The organism is Tatumella ptyseos ATCC 33301 (genome assembly GCF_000735525.1).
Classification (GTDB): Bacteria; Pseudomonadota; Gammaproteobacteria; order Enterobacterales; family Enterobacteriaceae; genus Tatumella; species Tatumella ptyseos.
In genome coordinates, this window is record NZ_JMPR01000038.1 from 117,878 (window position 1) to 137,238 (window position 19,361).

Below are 19,361 nucleotides of genomic sequence, written 5' to 3' on the forward strand. Positions count from 1 at the left end.
TTTACAATAATTCAGGAGTTGCACTGATGGAATTATCTGCACTGACCGCCGTTTCCCCTGTTGACGGACGCTATGGGGAAAAAGTCAGCCCGCTGCGCGCAATTTTCAGTGAATTTGGTTTACTGAAGTTCCGTGTTCAGGTTGAAGTTCGCTGGCTACAGAAGCTGGCCTCAACCGCAGAAGTCAGGGAAGTTCCTGCATTTGACGCCAACGCAAACGCTTTCCTTGACCAGATTGTCGACAATTTCAGCGAAGAAGATGCGGCGCGTATCAAAACAATTGAGCGCACCACTAACCACGATGTCAAAGCCGTGGAATATTTTCTGAAAGAAAAAGTCGAAGCGGTGCCTGCACTGCATGCGGTTTCTGAATTTATTCACTTCGCCTGTACCTCTGAAGATATCAATAACCTGTCTCACGCCCTGATGCTGGAAACAGCACGTCGTGAAGTGATCCTGCCGTACTGGAAACAACTGACACAGGCTATCGAAGGTCTGGCCGAAGAATACCGTGATCTGCCTCTGCTTTCCCGTACCCATGGTCAGCCGGCTTCCCCGTCGACGATGGGTAAAGAGATGGCGAACGTTGCTTACCGTATGGCCCGCCAGGTCCGCCAGTTAGAGCAGGTGGAAGTGCTGGGTAAGATCAACGGTGCCGTAGGTAACTATAACGCCCACCTGGCCGCTTACCCGGAAGTGGACTGGCATCGTCTGAGCGAAGAGTTTGTCACTTCGCTGGGTATCCGCTGGAATCCTTATACCACGCAGATTGAACCTCATGATTACATCGCGGAGCTGTTCGATTGTGTCGCGCGTTTTAACACCATCCTGATCGATTTCGATCGTGATATCTGGGGCTATGTCGCGCTGAATCACTTTAAACAGAAAACCATTGCCGGTGAAATCGGCTCTTCGACCATGCCGCACAAAGTTAACCCTATCGACTTCGAAAACTCCGAAGGTAACCTGGGCCTGTCTAATGCGGTCTTACAGCATCTGGCCGCGAAACTGCCGGTATCCCGCTGGCAGCGTGACCTGACCGACTCGACTGTACTGCGGAATCTGGGTGTGGGTATCGGCTATGCGGTTATTGCTTATCAGTCAACGCTGAAAGGCATTTCCAAACTGGAAGTGAATGCAGACCGTCTGCTGGAAGAGCTGGACCGTAACTGGGAAGTGCTGGCCGAACCGGTACAGACCGTGATGCGCCGTTACGGTATCGAAAAACCGTACGAAAAACTGAAAGAACTGACCCGCGGGCGCCGCGTTGATGCAAAAGGGATGCAGGAGTTTATCGATAACCTGCCGCTGCCGGAAGACGAAAAAAACCGTCTGAAAGCCATGACACCTGCCAACTATATCGGCCACGCCGTGAAACTGGTGGATTCTCTGAAATAAGTCTGTTGCGCAGGCCGGAGTTTCCGGTCTGCGTTAATCCCCTGTTTACTTCATTTCACGTATAATCCCCCCATAGTTTTTCCTGCCTGCCTTTGAGGTTGTTATTATGCGTGTGCTGGTTATTGAAGATAATGCGTTATTACGTCATCACCTGGCTGTACAGCTACGGGATATGGGCCACCAGGTGGATGTGGCAGAAGATGCCCGTGAAGCCGATTATTTTCTGACAGAACATGAACCCGATGTGGCGTTAATCGACCTGGGCCTGCCCGGGGAGGATGGTATGAGCCTTATCCGGCGATGGCGGATGCAGGCAGTGAAACAGCCTATCCTGGTGCTGACTGCCCGCGAAGGCTGGCAGGCAAAAGTAGAGGCACTGGAAGCCGGTGCTGATGATTATGTGACCAAACCCTTTCATATTGAAGAAGTCGCGGCCCGCCTGCAGGCACTGATGCGTCGTAACAGTGGTCATGCTTCGCAACTGATTGAATACGGGCCGTTTCAGGTTGATTTATCCCGCAAGGAACTCACCATCAGCGGTCAGACCGTTCGCCTGACGGTGTTCGAATATACCATTGTCGAAATGCTCATCCGTAATGCCGGTAAAGTGGTCAGTAAAGAATCGCTGATGCTACAGCTCTATCCCGATGCCGAACTGCGGGAAAGCCATACTATCGATGTACTGATGGGACGCCTGCGTAAGAAAATCCAGCAACTGCACGACGGTGAAGTGATCACGACCGTCCGCAGCCAGGGCTATCGTTTTGAGTGCCGGTAAACACTGGCTGCCGTGGCTGTCCAGGCGGGCTCCCCTTTCACTGCGGGTGCGTTTTTTGCTGGCAGCCTCTGTGCTTGTGCTGTTTCTTTCGCTGTCTTATGGTGTAGTGGCCGTTTTCGGTTATGCCATCGGTTTCGATAACAATACCTACCGTGTCATGCGCGGTGAAAGTAACCTCTTTTTTACGCTGGCTCAGTGGCAGGATAATAAACTGACTATCGCCAAACCTGAGCGGATCAAACTGAATTTTCCGACACTGGTGTTTATCTATGATGAACATGGGCGACTGCTCTGGCAACTCCGCGATGTCCCGGAAATCCGTTCTGAAATCCGCCCCGGCTGGCTGATGAAGAGTGATTTCTATGAAATAGATACCAATAACCGCACCAGTCTGGAAGCCATCGGGGATAACCGGGAAGCCAGACAGAAGATGAGCCAGCTCGATAGCGATGAGACCTTTACCCACTCCGTGGCGGTCAGCCGGTACGATGCAACTCCCAGCCTGCCAGCCCTGACTATCGTCGTCGTGGACTCTATTCCCCAGGAGCTGCAGCACTCTAATGTGGTGTGGATGTGGTTCAGTTATGTGCTGGCCGCCAATTTACTGTTAGTGATCCCCCTGCTGTGGCTGGCTGCACGCTGGAGCCTGCGGCCTATCGGCCATCTGGCCGCGCAGATCCATGAGCTGGAGACCAGTCAGAGGGAAAGTCTTGACCCGACTCCCCCACAGGAACTGCGCAGTCTGGTACGTAATCTTAATCTTTTGCTGAATAATGAACGTCAGCAGGGGCTGCGCTACCACAATACCTTATCCGACCTGACTCACAGTCTGAAAACCCCCCTCGCCGTCCTGCAGAGTACACTGCGTTCTTTGCGGGGCGGCGCGGCTATCAGTGTTGAAGAAGCCGAACCGGTAATGCTTGAGCAAATCAGCCGTATCTCGCAGCAGATCGGCTACTATCTGCACCGGGCCAGCCTGCAGGCAGACCATAATCCGCTGCAGCGTGATCTGCATTCCGTATCGGCACTGTCTGACAGTCTCTGTTCTGCTTTAAATAAAGTTTATAAACGTAAAGGGGTCGACCTGACGCTGGATATTTCACCGGAGATCACCTTCTGCGGAGACCAGAATGACTTTATGGAAGTGATGGGGAATCTGCTGGATAACGCCTGTAAGTATTGCCTGGAATTTATCGAAATCACGGCCCGCCAGACCGACACCGCATTACATCTGTTTATCGATGACGATGGCCCCGGGATCCCTGACAGTAAGCGTTACCTGATTTTCCGGCGCGGCCAGCGGGCAGATACGCTGCGGCCCGGCCAGGGGATCGGGCTGGCAGTCGCCCGGGAAATTGTGGAGCGCTACCAGGGCGATATTATTGCCCATAGCAGCCACCTTGGGGGGACACGTATGGAAGTGATTTTCCGGCTCCAGCAGATGTAAATTGGCCGGACGTAACCCTCCGCGGGCTGGTATACTGGCGAGATTACTTCAGAACAACAGCAGGCGTCTATGGACTACTCACTTTCAATTAACTGGCCGGAATTTCTGGCGACTTACTGGCAGAAAAAACCGGTCGTTATCCGGCAGGGATTCGCCGGGTTTACGGATCCCATCACCCCCGATGAATTGGCCGGTCTGGCGATGGAAAACGAAACCGACAGCCGCCTGGTTTCACAGGAAGGTGATAAATGGCAGGTCAGCCACGGCCCGTTTGAAAGTTTTGACCATCTTGGAGAAACCCACTGGTCATTACTGGTTCAGGCCGTCAACCACTGGCATGCCCCGTCTGCCGCACTGATGGCACCTTTCCGCGCCCTGTCTGACTGGCGTATGGATGACCTGATGATCTCTTTTTCTGTCCCCGGGGGCGGAGTCGGCCCGCATCTGGACCAGTATGATGTTTTTATCATTCAGGGCAGCGGCCGCCGTCGCTGGCGGGTCGGTAATAATGTCCGGATGGAGCAGCATTGTCCTCATCCGGACCTGTTACAGGTGAAACCCTTTGAGGCCATTATTGATGAAGTGCTGGAACCTGGTGATATTGTCTATATCCCGCCAGGATTTCCGCATGAAGGCTATTCACTGGAAAATGCCCTGAATTATTCGGTCGGGTTCCGTGCGCCGTCAGGTAAAGAACTGCTGAGCAGCTTTGCCGATTACATGCTGGCAAATGAGCTGGGGACACACCGTTACAGTGACCCGGACCTGCCACTGCGCGAGAATCCCTCACAGGTTCTGAGCAGTGAAACTGACCGTATTCGTCAGATGATGACGGATTTGATCAATGAGCCGGCCACGTTCAGCCAGTGGTTCGGGGAGTTTATTTCCCAGTCACGTCATGAACTGGATGTTGCCCCGCCTGAACCGCCCTACCAGCCGGATGAAGTGCTGGAGGCATTGCAGCAGGGTGAACCGCTTACCCGTCTGGGCGGGTTACGGGTGTTAGAATACAATGATACCGTCTTTATTAATGGCGAGAGCCTGAGTAGTGCCTGGCCTGATGCCTTACACGCACTGGCTAACAAGCCCTCGCTGGGAGTTGCTGACTTCGGGGATGCGCTGGATGATCCTGCGTTCCTGAGCCAGCTGGCCGGCCTGGTGAATTGCGGTTACTGGTATTTTGGCGACGAGGAAGAATAACCGCGCCCGGTGGCCGCAACCGCACCTTTATGGAGTGTTGCGGCCTCACCCTCGCAGGCCAGCTCCGCGATGCTGGCGATCAGCTCCACGCTTTGCTCCATAATATCCAGTGATGCAAACTCATATTTACTGTGGAAGTTAAATCCACCGGTAAACAGATTCGGGCAAGGTAATCCCCGCCAGGAAAGGAATGCACCATCCGTCCCGCCACGGATAGGCTTTATTTTCGGCCGGATACCATTCTTGTCCATCGCCCGCAGGACCAGCTCAATCACCTGTGGATGCGCTTCTATTTTACTGCGCATATTGCGGTAGCTCTCATGAAAAACGACCGAAACTGTCGCTTTTCCGCCATACGTCTGATTCATCTCTTCAGCAATGGCTTCCAGTGTCTGTTGGCGTGCGGCGAAATGATGGTCGTCAAAATCGCGGATCAGATAATGTATTTCCGCTTTCAGCGCATTCCCTTTGAGTGAGTGAAGATGCCAGAACCCTGCATCTCCTTCTGTCTTCTCCGGCTTCTCATCCTGCGGTAACTGACGGTGAAATGCCCAGGCCAGTTCCAGAGAATTTATAAGCTTCCCTTTAGCATATCCCGTATGCGCACTCTGTCCGTTGATACGGATCACCGCATCGGCCGCGTTAAAATTTTCATATTCAAATTCACCCAAACCGCCGCCATCGACCGTATAGGCCCAGTCTGCACCGAAGGCCTGAATATCAAATAACGGTGCCCCGGCCCCGGTTTCTTCATCCGGGGTGAATGCCACCCGAATTTTCCCGTGAGGACGGGACTTCAGCCTTGCCAGTGCTGTCATGATGGCTGCGATCCCGGCTTTATCATCGGCACCTAACAGGGTCTTGCCGTCCGTCGTGATCAGTGTATGGCCATGCAGTTCATGCAATACCGGCATCAGTACCGGCGACAGCACCTCATCCCCTATTCCCAGCGCAATATCACCGCCACGATAGTTTTCCACCAGCAGAGGATGGACATGTTTGCCGGTAAAATCCGGCGCGGTATCCAGATGCGCAATAAATCCGATCACCGGGGCCTTTGCCGTGGTATTCGCCGGCAATGTCGCCATCAGACAGCAGTGCTCACTTAAACTAATATCAACACAGCCCAGTGACTCCAGCTGAGCTTTGAGCACCGTGGCCAGCAACCATTGCCCTTCACTGCTGGGGACCTGAACGGCCCGGCATTGTATTTTTGATTGAGTATCTATCTGAACATATTCTAAAAATCTCTCCAGTAATTGCTCCATAATACCCTCCTCTTTAACCCGAAAGGTATTATTGCCCCTGCGTCGCGGTTTTATTTTGTCCAGGGTCATAAATCATTCGGTTATTATTTTTAACTAATTCTTTCAGGTCATGGTTACCCGGCGAGCGCCAGTCCCGGCGCTTTCTCTGCCGCGACTGACTGGCGGTTCAGGCCCTGACGGCCTGTTTCACTGGCAATCAGGGATAATTCAGGTATCATCCCGCGCTTAAATTGTGGCAAGCCAGCCTGGCTGGTTTTGCTTATCTGCTCTCATTTCAACTGAGTGACTAAAATGACGCAAACATGCGCGCAACAGGCGCTGGTTACGCTTTCTGGCATCAGTAAAGCCTTTGACGGGAAGTCAGTGGTTGCTGACTTCGACCTCACCATCGGACATGGCGAGTTTGTGACCCTGCTGGGACCTTCCGGGTGCGGTAAAACCACCATTCTGCGCCTGATTGCCGGACTGGAAAACACCGATCAGGGGCAGGTCACACTGGACGGTCAGGATATTACTCATCTGCCCGCCGAAAAACGTCATATCAATACCGTATTTCAGAGCTATGCTCTGTTTCCGCACATGAACGTTTTTGATAACGTGGCGTTCGGATTACGGATGCAGAAAACCCCCGCCGCTGAAATTAAACAGCGCGTCAATGAAGCTCTGACGATGGTGCGCTTACAGGAATTTGCCGACCGTAAACCCTCACAACTCTCCGGGGGCCAGCAACAACGCGTAGCGATTGCCCGGGCCGTGGTTAACCGGCCTAAGGTCCTGTTACTGGATGAATCCCTGTCGGCTCTCGATTACAAATTACGTAAGCAGATGCAGAACGAGCTGAAAGCATTGCAGCGTAAACTGGGTATTACCTTTATTTTCGTCACCCATGACCAGGAAGAAGCCCTGACCATGTCGGACCGTATTGTGGTTCTCAGGGACGGAAAGATTGAGCAGGATGGCTCACCTCGCGCTATCTATGAAGAACCCGCTAACCTGTTTGTTGCCCGTTTTATCGGAGAGATTAACCTGTTCGATGGCCGGGTCATCCGAACCGGGGCGGACGGGGCCACTCAGGTTGAAATCAGCGGATGCGAATATCAGGTACATTGTCCGTTCCCGGTCAGCGAAGGAGACCGTGTCAATGTGCTGCTGCGCCCGGAAGATTTGCGTATCGACGAAGTGCAAAATGCAGGCAGTGCCCAGGGCCTGACCGGATATATCCGCGAACGGAACTATAAAGGCAGTACGCTTGAATCGGTGGTTGAACTGGATAATGGTCAGAGCATTACCGTGAGTGAATTCTTCAACGAAGATGATCCTGATTTCGATTATCTGCTCAATCAAAAAGTGACCGTAAGCTGGGTCAATCACTGGGAGGTTGTATTGCCCTATGAAGCTGATGCGTAATCGCTTTCAGACTGTTGTTGTTGCAGTGATCACCGGCTGGCTGGTGCTGTTTGTGCTGGCCCCGAACCTGATGATACTGCTGGCCAGTTTTCTGACCCGGGACGACAATAATTTCATCCGCATGGTATTTACGCTGAGTAACTATCGTCGGCTGGCGGATCCGCTGTACATTGATGTACTGGTGCATTCCCTGAATATGGCCTTTATTGCGACGGCCTGCTGTCTGCTACTGGGGTATCCGTTTGCCTGGTGCCTGAGCAGTCTGCCGGTACGCTGGCGTCCGCTAATGCTGTTTTTACTGATCCTGCCGTTCTGGACTAACTCGCTGATCCGTATCTATGCACTGAAAATTTTCCTGAGTGTCCGCGGATTACTCAATAGCTTCCTGCTTTGGGCCGGGGCTATCGACCAGCCGTTACGGATTATGTATACCCCCGAAGCGGTGATCCTGGGGTTGGTCTATATCCTGTTGCCTTTTATGGTGATGCCGCTCTACTCCAGTCTGGAAAAGCTGGATAAGCCTTGTCTGGAGGCTGCACGGGACCTGGGGGCTGGCAGGGTGCAGACTTTTATGCGGATAATTCTGCCCTTGACGATGCCGGGCGTGATTGCCGGGTGCCTGCTGGTGTTTATCCCTTCGATGGGGATGTTTTATGTGTCCGATTTGATGGGGGGGGCCAGAAACCTGCTGATCGGTAATGTCATTAAAACCCAGTTCTTATCGCTCAGGGACTGGCCTGCCGGGTCTGCCACCAGCATTATTATGACGGTTCTGATGGGGCTGATGTTACTTCTGTACTGGCGCTCCGCGAAGGCGATGAACAAAAAAATCATCGGTATTGACCGTTAAGTTTGCGTCACCGACAGGGGGAGGTCCGGAGATACCGGCCTCCCCTTTTGTTTCTCTGCGTCTGGCTGGCGGCTGTCTTAACCGCCTGTGCCCGATGCAGATTACGCAGATGTACAACACCTGCCGCGTAAAATCGCGTCGGAGGTGTGTGGCAGGCAACAGCCCCCCGGGATGCCGGGTTAACCGTGTGTCTTCAGGCCTGTTTCATCACTTAAGTGCCTCAGCTAATCGTGCTTTAGGATAAAATCGTGTAGAATGCGCGGCCTTATCAACTAACAGATGAATATACGCACTGTATCGAGGCAGGTGAGGCAAATACACGAGTGGTCAAAAATAACCTAACTTCGGGGCTTTTCCCCCGCCATCTCCCGACTGAAAAAGTCTTACGCAGGGGCTTCTTATGCTAATGCGCTGGATCCGTAACGGCTTTATGTCGATCATTTACGCCTGGTTTTATATCCCGATTGCCATCCTGGTCATCAATTCATTTAATCAGTCGCGATTTGGTATTAACTGGCAGGGTTGGACAACGCACTGGTACAACGTGCTGCTGAATAACTACAGTCTGTTGCAGGCCGCCAGGCACTCATTGCTGCTTGGGGTCACCTCCGCAACCTGTGCAACCTTGCTGGGCAGTATGACCGCCGTCGCGCTATACCATTACCGGTTCCGGGGAAAGCCCCTGGTTAACGGCATGCTGTTTGTCGTGATGATGTCACCGGACATTGTGATGGCCATCTCCCTGCTGGTGTTGTTTATGCTACTGGGGATTTCACTCGGTTTCTGGACCCTGCTGATTGCACATATTACTTTTTGTCTGCCGTTTGTAGTGATCACCGTCTTTTCGCGGCTGCAGGGCTTTGATATTCGTATGCTGGAAGCTGCCAAAGATCTGGGCGCTAATGAACTGACGACCCTGCGCCGGATTATTTTTCCGCTGGCACTTCCGGCAATTGCGGCGGGCTGGCTGCTGAGCTTCACTCTGTCGATGGACGATGTCGTGGTGTCCTCCTTTGTGACCGGGCCGACGTTTGAGATCCTGCCGTTGAAGATCTATTCGATGGTGAAAGTGGGCGTTTCTCCGGAAGTGAATGCACTGGCGACCTTACTGCTTTGCCTGTCGCTGATTCTGGTGGCCTGCAGCCAATGGCTGACACGTGATAAACATTAAAAGTTACCGAGGATAAGAATGAAAAAGCTATCACTTTTACTGGTTGCTCTGACCGCAGCATTCACCCTGTCAGCTGCACGGGCCGATGACAGTAAAACGCTCTACTTTTATAACTGGACCGAATATGTACCGGACGGACTGCTGGAGCAGTTCACCAAAGAAACCGGCATTAAAGTGGTTTATTCGACCTATGAGTCGAACGAGAGCATGTATGCAAAACTGAAGACCTGGAAAGACGGCGCTTATGACCTGGTCGTTCCTTCGTCTTACTACGTGGCGAAAATGCGTAAAGAAGGCATGCTGGCGAAGATCGATAAATCGCAGCTATCCAACTTTAAAAATCTGGACCCGGCGCTGCTGAATAAATCTTTCGACCCGAACAATGAATACTCTGTGCCCTACATCTGGGGTGCGACGGCTATCGGCGTCAATACCAGTGCGATTGACCCGAAAACTGTCACCAGCTGGGCTGATCTGTGGAAACCGCAATACCGTCAGAGCATTCTGCTGACCGATGACGCTCGTGAAGTATTCCAGATAGCCCTGCGTAAACTGGGTTACTCCGGGAATACCCGTGACCCGAAACAGATTGAAGAGGCCTATCAGCAACTGCGCCTGTTAATGCCAAATGTGCTGGCCTTTAACTCAGATAACCCGGGCAACCCGTTTATGGAAGGGGAAGTTAACCTGGGAATGATCTGGAATGGTTCCGCTTATGTGGCCCGTCAGGCGGGAACACCGCTGCAGTTTATCTGGCCGAAAGAAGGCGGGATTTTCTGGATGGATAACCTGGCGATCCCGGCCAATGCCAAAAATAAAGCCGGTGCGCTGAAACTGATCAACTTCCTGCTCCGTCCGGATATTGCGGCAAAAGTGGCGAAGACTATCGGTTACCCGACCCCGAACCTGGCGGCACGTAAACTGTTGCCAGCAGATGTTGCGAATGACCCGTCACTGTATCCGCCAGCCAGCGTATTACAGAACGGCGAATGGCAGGATGATGTCGGTGATGCCAGCCGGCTCTATGAAACCCTGTTCCAGAAACTGAAAGCAGGCGAATAACCTGAAACCCCGCCACCTGTTGCGGGGTTTTTTATTAGTGAGACTGCAGAGCCGCCCGAAGGTTCATCGCCCTGCCCATCATCGTCCCGATGTTATCTCAACAAACAGCGATTCAGCGGAGACTGGTTTTGTCTTTTCCAGCAGGGCTGTGATGGTTGGCCGTAACGCCGGTGGCTGAGGGGGATTGTGACGCTGCCATAAAAAACTGCACCTTACTCAGCGGGATATCCGGCTTTTGGGATGCAGTTCATATTACCGGACTGCATATATGCGGTAAGTTGCCAGGTTAGCGTTTCAGAGACCGGATTAAACCGCTGATAAACTCCGGTACCAGTTCACTGGCCGAGCCGTAATGGCGCTCGGCAAACTCAGAAGTCACCTGGCTGGGAACCAGATTCAGTTCAACCGTATGCGCCCCCTGCAAACGGGCTTCGTGAACAAAGCCTGCCGCCGGGTAGACATGGCCGGATGTTCCGATGGCGATGAACAATGTGGCTTCCCGGAGTGCCTGATAGATGCGATCCATCTCCAGCGGCATCTCACCAAACCAGACAATATGCGGGCGCAGCACTGAAGGAAACTGACAGCAGGTACAGCGGTCATTATCACTGATATCACCCGGCCACGGGATCACCTGGTCCGTATTCTCACAGCGTACTTTCAGCAACTCGCCATGCATATGGATAATTCGCTGACTCCCCGCCCTTTCGTGCAGGTTATCGATGTTCTGGGTCACCAGTAACAGGTTATCCCCCAGCAGCGATTCCAGTTCTGCCAGTGCATAATGTGCAGCATTGGGGGCAATTTCTGCGGAGGCTAACTGCTGACGCCGCTGATTATAGAACTGTTGTACCCGTTGTGGATCACGCTGAAATCCCTCTGGCGTCGCCACATCATCGACTTTATGCTCTTCCCACAGTCCGTCTTCGGCCCGAAATGTACGTATTCCGGATTCTGCCGAAATCCCGGCACCGGTCAGTATCACCACTTTCGGCTGGCGGGTCATCGCCAGACGCTGTTCATGACGATCAGATTCGAAAATAGACTGTCGTACCCGTAAATGTCTCTTACGTTTCTGTTTACGAAAACGACTGATCCGGACGCGGCGTCGCGGTGTTCGCATATCAATTCCTCTGCTGCATATCTTCTTAAAATTGCAGACGCTGAAGCCACAGAGTGTCTTTATTTAACTCTGTCACTGATGAGCACCTGCAGAACACTGGCAGGCCATACGGCAACCAGTGCCGGATAAGAATAACAGTTTTCGGCAAAGGCCTAAACCTTTCCCCGTCGGTGGCTTTTGTCACGCAAGGTACTACGGATTGCCATGATATTCTGCAAAATGCTGGCGAGAGGCCCCTGCGGGGCAGACAGAATGACCGCAGGGATATTGGCTGAACCACAGGCAGTGGCGGTTCAGATCAATCAGGCGATCGGGTCTGTGAATAAAACAAGGCGTCCGTTCAGGAACAGTGAAGAATGACGCTCATCATCCCTGCCGGTGAAACCGGCAGGGATGAATGTTACTGACCGCTCAACACCCGGGCCGGATCAATCCGGCTGGCGCGGCGGGCCGGATACCAGCTGGCCAGCAGGGTAAGTAAAATGGCGGTCACCAATACCGACCAGACGTCAAGCCAGTGCAGTTCCGAAGGCAGGAAATCGATAAAGTAAATATCTCCGGACAGGAAGTGATGACCGGTCACCTTTTCCAGTGCGCGGATTATCGCGGTCAGATTCAGCGCCCCGAACACCCCGACGATGACCCCGGCAATGCTCCCGGCCAGACCTGCCAGCAAGCCATACCAGATAAATACGGCACGGATCAGGCGGTTGCCGGCCCCGAGAGTACGCAGCACCGCAATATCACTGCTCTTATCCTTCACTGCCATCACCAGCGTGGAGACAATGTTAAAACAGGCGACCCCGATCACGAGGATCATTGCCAGATACATAATGGCGCGGATCATCTGAATATCATGGTACATATAGCCGTAAGTGCTGATCCAGTTCCGGATATAGACATAGCTATGGGTGACTTCCCCGGCAGAACGCACCAGACTGACCGCTTTAAACGGATCACTCATTTTCAGCGCAATGCCGGTGACACTGTCGCCCATTTCCAGATAACGCTGGGCATCGGCCAGCGGGACCAGCGCCAGACTGTGATCCAGCATGCCGCTCAGTTGCAGAATACCCTCGACCTGCAGGCGGATCCTTTTCGGCTGCATCAGGCGGTTCTGACCGTCATTATTCGGGATCATTATGGTTATCCAGTCACCGGTTTTCACCGATAAGGATTTAGCGATCCCGCCACCCAGAATGATCTGTTGCTGGCCGGCACGAAAATCTGCCCAGCGGTTATCCTGCACAAACATCGGTAACGAACTGAGCCGCTTTTCTGCCTGCGGGTCAACGCCCTTGACCGTCAGGGCCTGAAGTTTGCTGGCGCTTTCCACCAGGCCGGTAAAATTAATATAGCCTGCCGCCGCGGCAATCCCCGGGACGTGCTCAATCGGGGCGATCAGTTGCTGCCAGTTTGTAAAAGGCTGATGCACCGGCTCAATTTCACCGTGAGGTACCACGCTGAGAATTCGTTCGTTCAGCTGGCGCTCAAAACCGTTCATCGCACTGAGTCCGATGATCAGTACCGCTACCCCCAGCGCAATGCCGACCGTGGAAATAACTGAAATCAGCGAGACCATGCCGCCGCGGCGACGGCCCCGGCTGAACCGGAATGCCAGCAGTAAAGATAACGGAAGCCGCATTACAACGCTCCTGTCAGAGTGACGTCCGCGGTTAATTTCCCGTCGCGCATTTCCATCTGACGACTGAGTCGTTTTGCCAGTGACAGGTCATGGGTCACCACCAGGAAGGCTGTCCCCTGCGTCTGGTTAAGCTCCCCCAGTAACTGAAAGATAGCATCGGCATTCCGCGCATCCAGGTTACCGGTCGGTTCATCCGCCATCACCAGACTCGGCCGGTTAACCAGCGCACGGGCGATGGCGACACGCTGCCGCTCCCCCCCGGAAAGCTCCGACGGACGGTGGGCTGCACGCGCTGCAAGACCCACCGCAGCCAGCATCTCTGTGGCACGCTGTAAGGCTTCAGCGCTGCTTTTTTTGCCGATCAGTAACGGCATCGCCACGTTTTCCACCGCCGAAAAGTCAGGTAACAGATGATGGAACTGGTAAATAAAGCCCAGCTCACGGTTACGTAATTCCGCTTTCGCCGCCGCAGACATCCGGTTCAGCGATTGACCTTTAAACAGGACTTCGCCGGAGGTCGGCGAATCCAGCCCCCCCAGCAGATGCAGCAAGGTACTTTTACCGGAACCTGAGCTGCCGACAATCGCCGTCATTTCACCAGGTTGCAGGGTGAAGGAGACTTCCTTCAGTACGTCAGTCTGTACGCTACCTTCCTGATAGCGTTTGCACAGCTGCTCACATTGCAGCAACAGCGAGTTATTCATAGCGTAAAGCCTCAGCGGGTTGCACAGCGGCAGCGCGCCATGCAGGATAAAGAGTGGCCAGCAACGACACGATCATTGCCGTTACGGCGATAGTCACGACCTGCACCGGATTAATATCAACCGGTAATTCTGCACCGTCGAGGAACAGTCCGATGACCGGTAACAGGTGATTCAGCTGGCTGGCCAGCAGTATCCCGCCCAGTGTTCCAAGCAGAGCACCGGCAATTCCGGCAGTGGCTCCCTGAACCATAAATACGGCGGTGATCTGACGGCGTGTCAGCCCCTGGGTCTGCAGGATGGCGACTTCTCCCTGCTTTTCCATAATCAGCAGACCGAGGGAAGTGATGATGTTAAACGCGGCGACCGCAACAATTAAGCTCAGTAACAGCCCCATCATATTTTTTTCCATACGCACCGCCTGGAACAGATCGCCCTTGCGCTCACGCCAGTCCTTCCACTGTAAGCCATGCGCCAGCGTCTGCTGACTCAGCTGATCTACATCCAGCGGATGATCCAGCCACAGACGCCAGCCGGTGATGTTACCCACGGGATAGTGCATCACCCGCGAGGCATCCTGCTGGTTGACCAGGATCTGATAGCTATCGACTTCGCTGTCGGCGGCATAGGTGCCTGCGACGGTAAAGATACGCTCACTGGGGATCCGTCCGACAGGGGTAAACTGACTGACGGAAGGTACCATCAGGCGCAGTCGATCACCTGGCTGAACGCCCAGCTGACTGGCCAGTTGGGCACCAAGAATAACGCGATAGGACCCGGGTTGCAGATCATTCGCCGAGCCAGCCACCAGATAGGGGATCAGTGGATCTTTTTCCTGAGGATTGATCCCCAGCATTACCCCGACCGCGACACTGTGGGCACTCTGCAGCACCACATCCGCCGTTGTCAGCGGTGCAATCCGCGAAACACCCTGCAGATGCAGGCTATCCGCAGGCACCTTCTGCGGATTGATACTGCCGCTGTCGCTGGTCACCAGCGCCTGGGGCATCAGCCCCAGAATATTGCCTTCAAGTTGTCGTTCAAATCCATTCATCACAGAGAGGACGGTGACTAACGCCAGCACCCCTAAAGTGATACCAATGGCTGATAACCATGACACAAACCGACCGAAACGGTCGGATGCACGTCCGCGCATATAACGCAGACCTATAAACAGAGCTACGGGTTGGTACATGAAATCCGTCCCGGACGGTTGCCTGAAATTCAGTATCAGGATGATAAAGGAGCCAGGCCGTTAAGGAAACCCTGCCTCCCTGTTTGGCGGGTAAAGTTATCTGATAATGCCCCTTCCGGGGGAAATTAATCTGTCATTGCCTGTTTTTTCATCATTTATGGTTAAAATTACAGCGACTTCAATCCGCTCTGCCCCCGTGAAGGCAGGAAAATGTTGTCAGGAAGATGATCCCCGCGACGTTCTGTGGAATCATAGCAGTCTGGAAAATCCGGAGAGAATGATTAGCCCATATGTCAGATAAGACAAGTTATTCGCTGCCCGTCAATGCCGGCGACCACCGTCAGCTGGGGCTGTTAACAGGCGCAGCTTTGGCCGCAGAGTGTGCAGATATTGCAGAACGCCATAACGGGCCACTGTTACTGATCACCAATGACATGCAGTCTGCCCTGCATCTGCGGGGGGAAATCCGTCAGTTCACGACCCTGCCCGTGAGCCACTTACCTGACTGGGAAACCCTTCCTTACGACAGTTTTTCTCCCCATCAGGATATTATTTCGGAACGTTTATCGACGCTCTATCAGCTGCCCGCCATGGAAAAAGGGGTACTGATCCTGCCGGTCAATACCCTGATGCAGCGTGTCTGCCCGCATTCTTTCCTGCAGGGATATGCCCTGATGATGTCCCGGGGGCAAAAGGTATCCCGTGATTTATTGCGTGAGCAACTTGACCAGGCCGGTTACCGGCATGTGGACCAGGTGATGGAACATGGTGAGTTTGCCATCCGTGGTGCCCTGCTCGACCTGTTCCCCATGGGCAGTGAACAGCCCTACCGGATTGATTTTTTTGATGATGAAATCGACAGCCTGCGTCTCTTCGATACGGACAGTCAGCGAACCCTGGAAGAAGTGGATGCCATTAATCTTCTGCCTGCCCATGAGTTCCCGACGGATAAAGCCTCAATAGAGCTTTTCCGTACCCAATGGCGTGAACATTTTGATGTGTTACGCGATGCCGGTCATATCTATCAGCAGGTCAGCAAAGGCACCCTGCCGGTGGGGATTGAATACTGGCAACCGCTGTTCTTCTCTTCACCACTACTGCCCTTGTTTGACTATCTGCCTGCCAGTACCCTGCTGTTGAGCTGCGGTGATCTTCAGGCCGGCAGTGAACGTTTCTGGCAGGATACAAAACAGCGTTATGAGAACCGACGGGTGGATCCGTTACGCCCGCTGCTGGAGCCACAGACGCTCTGGCTGCCGCCGGATACGCTAATGACCGCCCTGAAGCAATGGCCGTTGATCCGGCTGGCCAGCGGGGAAGTCAAAGACAAGGCAGCTAATACGAACCTGAGCTACAGCCCCCTGCCGGATATCAGCCTGCAGGCTCAGGCCCGGGAACCGCTCGGTGCGCTACGCAACTTCATCGAGTCGTTTGACGGCGCCATTATTTTTTCGGTAGAGAGCCAGGGACGCCGTGAACGGCTCCAGGAGCAGCTGAGTAAAATAAAAATCCGTCCGACAGACATCGGGCTGCTGAACGACGCCAGCGCTCCCGGCTATTATCTGATGACGGGCCCGGCAGAACGCGGGTTTATCGATAATCTGCGGCAGCGTGCACTGATCTGTGAAACCGACTTACTGGGCGAACGGGTCGTTCACCGCCGCCAGGACAACCGCAAAACCATTAATCCGGATGTGCTGATCCGTAACCTGGCCGAACTGCATCCCGGGCAGCCGGTGGTTCACCTGGAACACGGTGTTGGCCGTTACGCCGGAATGACGACCCTGGAAGCCGGCGGTGTCAAAGGTGAGTATCTGATGCTGACCTATGCCGGCAATGCCAGCCTGTATGTGCCGGTCTCGTCTTTACACCTGATCAGCCGTTATGCCGGTGGTGCCGATGAAAATGCCCCGCTGCATAAACTGGGCAGTGACAGCTGGAGCCGCGCCCGTCAGAAAGCGGCGGAAAAAGTCCGCGATGTGGCCGCAGAATTGCTGGATATCTATGCCCAGCGGGCGGCAAAAACCGGTTATGCGTTCAGACATCAGCGCGAGATGTATCAGAAGTTCTGTGAGGGCTTCCCTTATGAAACCACTCCGGATCAGGGACAAGCCATTAATGCTGTGCTGAGTGATATGTGCCAGCCGCTGGCGATGGACAGGCTGGTCTGCGGGGATGTCGGTTTCGGTAAAACCGAAGTCGCCATGCGCGCCGCCTTCCTGGCAGTAGAAAATAACAAGCAGGTCGCGGTGCTGGTACCGACGACTCTGCTGGCACAACAGCACTTCGATAATTTCCGTGACCGTTTCGCTGACTGGCCGGTGCGGATCGAGATGCTTTCACGCTTCCGTACCACCAAAGAGCAGAATGCGGTTCTGCAGGAAGCCAGCGAAGGTAAAGTCGATATTCTGATCGGTACCCACAAACTGCTGATGAGTGATCTGAAATGGCATGATCTGGGATTACTGATTGTCGATGAAGAACACCGTTTCGGGGTCCGGCACAAAGAGCGTATTAAGGCGATGCGGGCAGATGTGGATATTCTTACGCTGACCGCCACCCCGATCCCGCGGACACTGAACATGGCGATGAGCGGTATGCGTGATCTGTCGATTATTGCGACACCACCGGCCCGTCGTCTTGCGGTTAAAACCTTTGTCCGTGAATATGATGACCTGGTGGTCCGTGAGGCTATCCTGCGTGAAGTGCTGCGCGGAGGTCAGGTGTATTACCTGTATAACGATGTCGAAAACATCAGTAAAGCCGCAGAACGCCTGGCCACTCTGGTGCCGGAAGCCCGTGTCAGCGTCGGTCACGGGCAGATGCGTGAACGTGAACTGGAACGGGTGATGAATGATTTCCATCACCAGCGCTTCAATGTCCTGGTCTGCACCACCATTATCGAAACCGGTATCGATATTCCGAGCGCCAATACCATCATTATTGAACGCGCCGACCACTTCGGCCTGGCACAGTTGCACCAGTTACGCGGACGCGTGGGACGTTCACATCACCAGGCCTATGCCTGGTTGCTGACGCCGCATCCGAAAGCGATGACCACCGATGCGAAGAAGCGTCTGGAAGCCATTGCCTCGCTGGAAGACCTGGGAGCCGGATTTGCGCTGGCGACCCATGACCTGGAAATCCGCGGTGCCGGTGAATTACTGGGTGAGGATCAAAGCGGACAGATGGAAACGCTCGGCTTTACCCTGTATATGGAGCTGCTGGAAAACGCCGTCGAAGCACTGAAAGAAGGACGTGAACCGTCACTGGAAGATCTGACCAGTCAGCAGACGGAAGTGGAATTAAGGCTGCCTGCCCTGCTGCCGGAGGAGTATATTCCGGATGTGAATACCCGCTTGTCTTTCTACAAACGTATCGCCAGTGCGGAGCATGAAGACGAAATCCAGGAGCTGAAGGTCGAACTGATTGACCGTTTCGGACTGCTACCGGACCCGGCCCGCTATCTGCTGGACATTGCACGTCTGCGTCAGCAAGCGAAGGCGCTGGGGATCCGGAAAATTGAAGCCGGAGAGAAAGGGGGGTATATCGAGTTTGCTGAGAAAAACCATGTCGACCCTGGCTGGCTGATTGGTCTGTTACAGAAAGATCCGCAGCAGTGGAAGCTGGAAGGTCCGGTAAAACTGCGCTTTACCCGTGACCTGCAGGAACGAAAGGTACGTATCGAGTGGGTTGCAGAACTGTTAGTGCAAATGCAGCAGCACCGGCTGTAAACGTCAAGCCTCCGTCTGAAGTGAACCCCGAAAGCCGGACACACCAGGTTGAGGGATGAAAGTTAGCTTTGTAATCACAAGGTAGTCATGGGTGGGCCGGAATCCCACCCATTTTCATTTATGCCGTTGGCCGCTGATCCCGGACGTCTGTGTACTGAATATTTCCCTCCACACTACGCCATATAATTTTTTCATACTGAAGACTGACGCTTTCAACAGGGTTTATTTTGTCGTTCCCTGCCTGCTTCATATTCAGCACACCGCCTGCGGTAATCCCGCCGTAAAACCGGTGTGTTCTACCTTGCCCCGCCCCGGTCAGCCTGTGTTGGTTCTGCATAAGTATATCTGTCAGAGAAAATAGCTTAATATATTTAAGCCGGTTT

At 53.7% G+C, this 19,361-nt stretch carries 15 protein-coding genes; 9 read left to right on the top strand and 6 right to left on the bottom strand.

Annotated features, from left to right (window positions below; translation table 11 throughout):
• Nucleotides 1-26: 26 nt before the first annotated feature.
• From purB to GTPT_RS12470, 4 genes are all read left to right on the top strand, one after another.
• Nucleotides 27-1,397, top strand: a complete 1,371-nt coding sequence (purB, locus tag GTPT_RS12455) for an adenylosuccinate lyase (RefSeq protein WP_029989314.1) — start codon at nucleotides 27-29, stop codon at nucleotides 1,395-1,397.
• A 106-nt stretch (nucleotides 1,398-1,503) separates the two neighbouring features.
• The gene (phoP, locus tag GTPT_RS12460) at nucleotides 1,504-2,175 is read left to right on the top strand and encodes a two-component system response regulator PhoP (protein ID WP_025901799.1); all 672 of its coding nucleotides are present in this window, start codon (nucleotides 1,504-1,506) and stop codon (nucleotides 2,173-2,175) included.
• 7 nt (nucleotides 2,176-2,182) lie between these two features.
• Nucleotides 2,183-3,622: a two-component system sensor histidine kinase PhoQ gene (phoQ, locus tag GTPT_RS12465; protein WP_029989315.1), complete on the top strand. Its 1,440-nt coding sequence runs from the start codon at nucleotides 2,183-2,185 to the stop codon at nucleotides 3,620-3,622.
• A gap of 69 nt (nucleotides 3,623-3,691) precedes the next feature.
• Complete coding sequence (locus GTPT_RS12470; protein WP_025901797.1) at nucleotides 3,692-4,822, top strand: ribosomal protein uL16 3-hydroxylase; 1,131 nt, start codon at nucleotides 3,692-3,694, stop codon at nucleotides 4,820-4,822.
• On the opposite strand, the gene pepT is transcribed toward GTPT_RS12470, so the two are convergent.
• Both pepT and GTPT_RS17940 read right to left on the bottom strand, forming a co-directional pair.
• On the bottom strand, nucleotides 4,792-6,090 hold the full coding sequence (gene pepT / locus GTPT_RS12475) for a peptidase T (protein ID WP_025901796.1): 1,299 nt from the start codon (nucleotides 6,088-6,090) through the stop codon (nucleotides 4,792-4,794). The two genes, GTPT_RS12470 and pepT, sit on opposite strands and share 31 nt — an antisense overlap.
• Nucleotides 6,091-6,203: 113 nt before the next feature.
• Complete coding sequence (locus tag GTPT_RS17940) at nucleotides 6,204-6,329, bottom strand: hypothetical protein (RefSeq protein ID WP_277871014.1); 126 nt, start codon at nucleotides 6,327-6,329, stop codon at nucleotides 6,204-6,206.
• Nucleotides 6,330-6,381: 52 nt separating this feature from the next.
• Between GTPT_RS17940 and potA the strand changes: the two genes are divergently transcribed.
• From potA to potD, 4 genes are all read left to right on the top strand, one after another.
• Nucleotides 6,382-7,497, top strand: a complete 1,116-nt coding sequence (gene potA / locus GTPT_RS12480) for a spermidine/putrescine ABC transporter ATP-binding protein PotA (RefSeq protein ID WP_025901795.1) — start codon at nucleotides 6,382-6,384, stop codon at nucleotides 7,495-7,497.
• Nucleotides 7,481-8,347 carry a spermidine/putrescine ABC transporter permease PotB gene (potB, locus tag GTPT_RS12485; RefSeq protein WP_038011505.1) on the top strand — a complete coding sequence of 289 codons (867 nt, stop codon included), beginning with the start codon at nucleotides 7,481-7,483 and terminating at the stop codon, nucleotides 8,345-8,347. The genes potA and potB overlap by 17 nt, the downstream gene beginning before the upstream one ends.
• Nucleotides 8,348-8,747: 400 nt before the next feature.
• On the top strand, nucleotides 8,748-9,518 hold the full coding sequence (potC, locus tag GTPT_RS12490; RefSeq protein ID WP_025901793.1) for a spermidine/putrescine ABC transporter permease PotC: 771 nt from the start codon (nucleotides 8,748-8,750) through the stop codon (nucleotides 9,516-9,518).
• A gap of 18 nt (nucleotides 9,519-9,536) precedes the next feature.
• Nucleotides 9,537-10,580 (top strand): spermidine/putrescine ABC transporter substrate-binding protein PotD, encoded by a 1,044-nt coding sequence (gene potD / locus GTPT_RS12495; RefSeq protein WP_025901792.1) that lies wholly within the window; start codon nucleotides 9,537-9,539, stop codon nucleotides 10,578-10,580.
• Nucleotides 10,581-10,866: 286 nt separating this feature from the next.
• Here potD and cobB read toward each other — a convergent pair whose 3' ends face one another.
• The 4 genes from cobB to lolC all read right to left on the bottom strand — a co-directional run bounded on the left by cobB (nucleotide 10,867) and on the right by lolC (nucleotide 15,244).
• A complete protein-coding gene (gene cobB, locus GTPT_RS12500; RefSeq protein ID WP_029989317.1) occupies nucleotides 10,867-11,703 on the bottom strand; it encodes a Sir2 family NAD+-dependent deacetylase in 837 nt (278 codons plus the stop codon).
• 400 nt (nucleotides 11,704-12,103) lie between these two features.
• The gene (lolE, locus tag GTPT_RS12505) at nucleotides 12,104-13,348 is read right to left on the bottom strand and encodes a lipoprotein-releasing ABC transporter permease subunit LolE (protein WP_025901790.1); all 1,245 of its coding nucleotides are present in this window, start codon (nucleotides 13,346-13,348) and stop codon (nucleotides 12,104-12,106) included.
• Nucleotides 13,348-14,052 (bottom strand): lipoprotein-releasing ABC transporter ATP-binding protein LolD, encoded by a 705-nt coding sequence (gene lolD, locus GTPT_RS12510; protein WP_025901789.1) that lies wholly within the window; start codon nucleotides 14,050-14,052, stop codon nucleotides 13,348-13,350. The genes lolE and lolD overlap by 1 nt, the downstream gene beginning before the upstream one ends.
• Nucleotides 14,045-15,244, bottom strand: a complete 1,200-nt coding sequence (gene lolC, locus GTPT_RS12515) for a lipoprotein-releasing ABC transporter permease subunit LolC (protein ID WP_025901788.1) — start codon at nucleotides 15,242-15,244, stop codon at nucleotides 14,045-14,047. Before lolC ends, lolD begins: the two co-directional genes overlap by 8 nt.
• A 290-nt stretch (nucleotides 15,245-15,534) precedes the next feature.
• On the opposite strand from lolC, the gene mfd reads away from it, so the two are divergent.
• Nucleotides 15,535-18,978 carry a transcription-repair coupling factor gene (gene mfd / locus GTPT_RS12520; RefSeq protein WP_025901787.1) on the top strand — a complete coding sequence of 1,148 codons (3,444 nt, stop codon included), beginning with the start codon at nucleotides 15,535-15,537 and terminating at the stop codon, nucleotides 18,976-18,978.
• Nucleotides 18,979-19,361 lie beyond the last annotated feature (383 nt).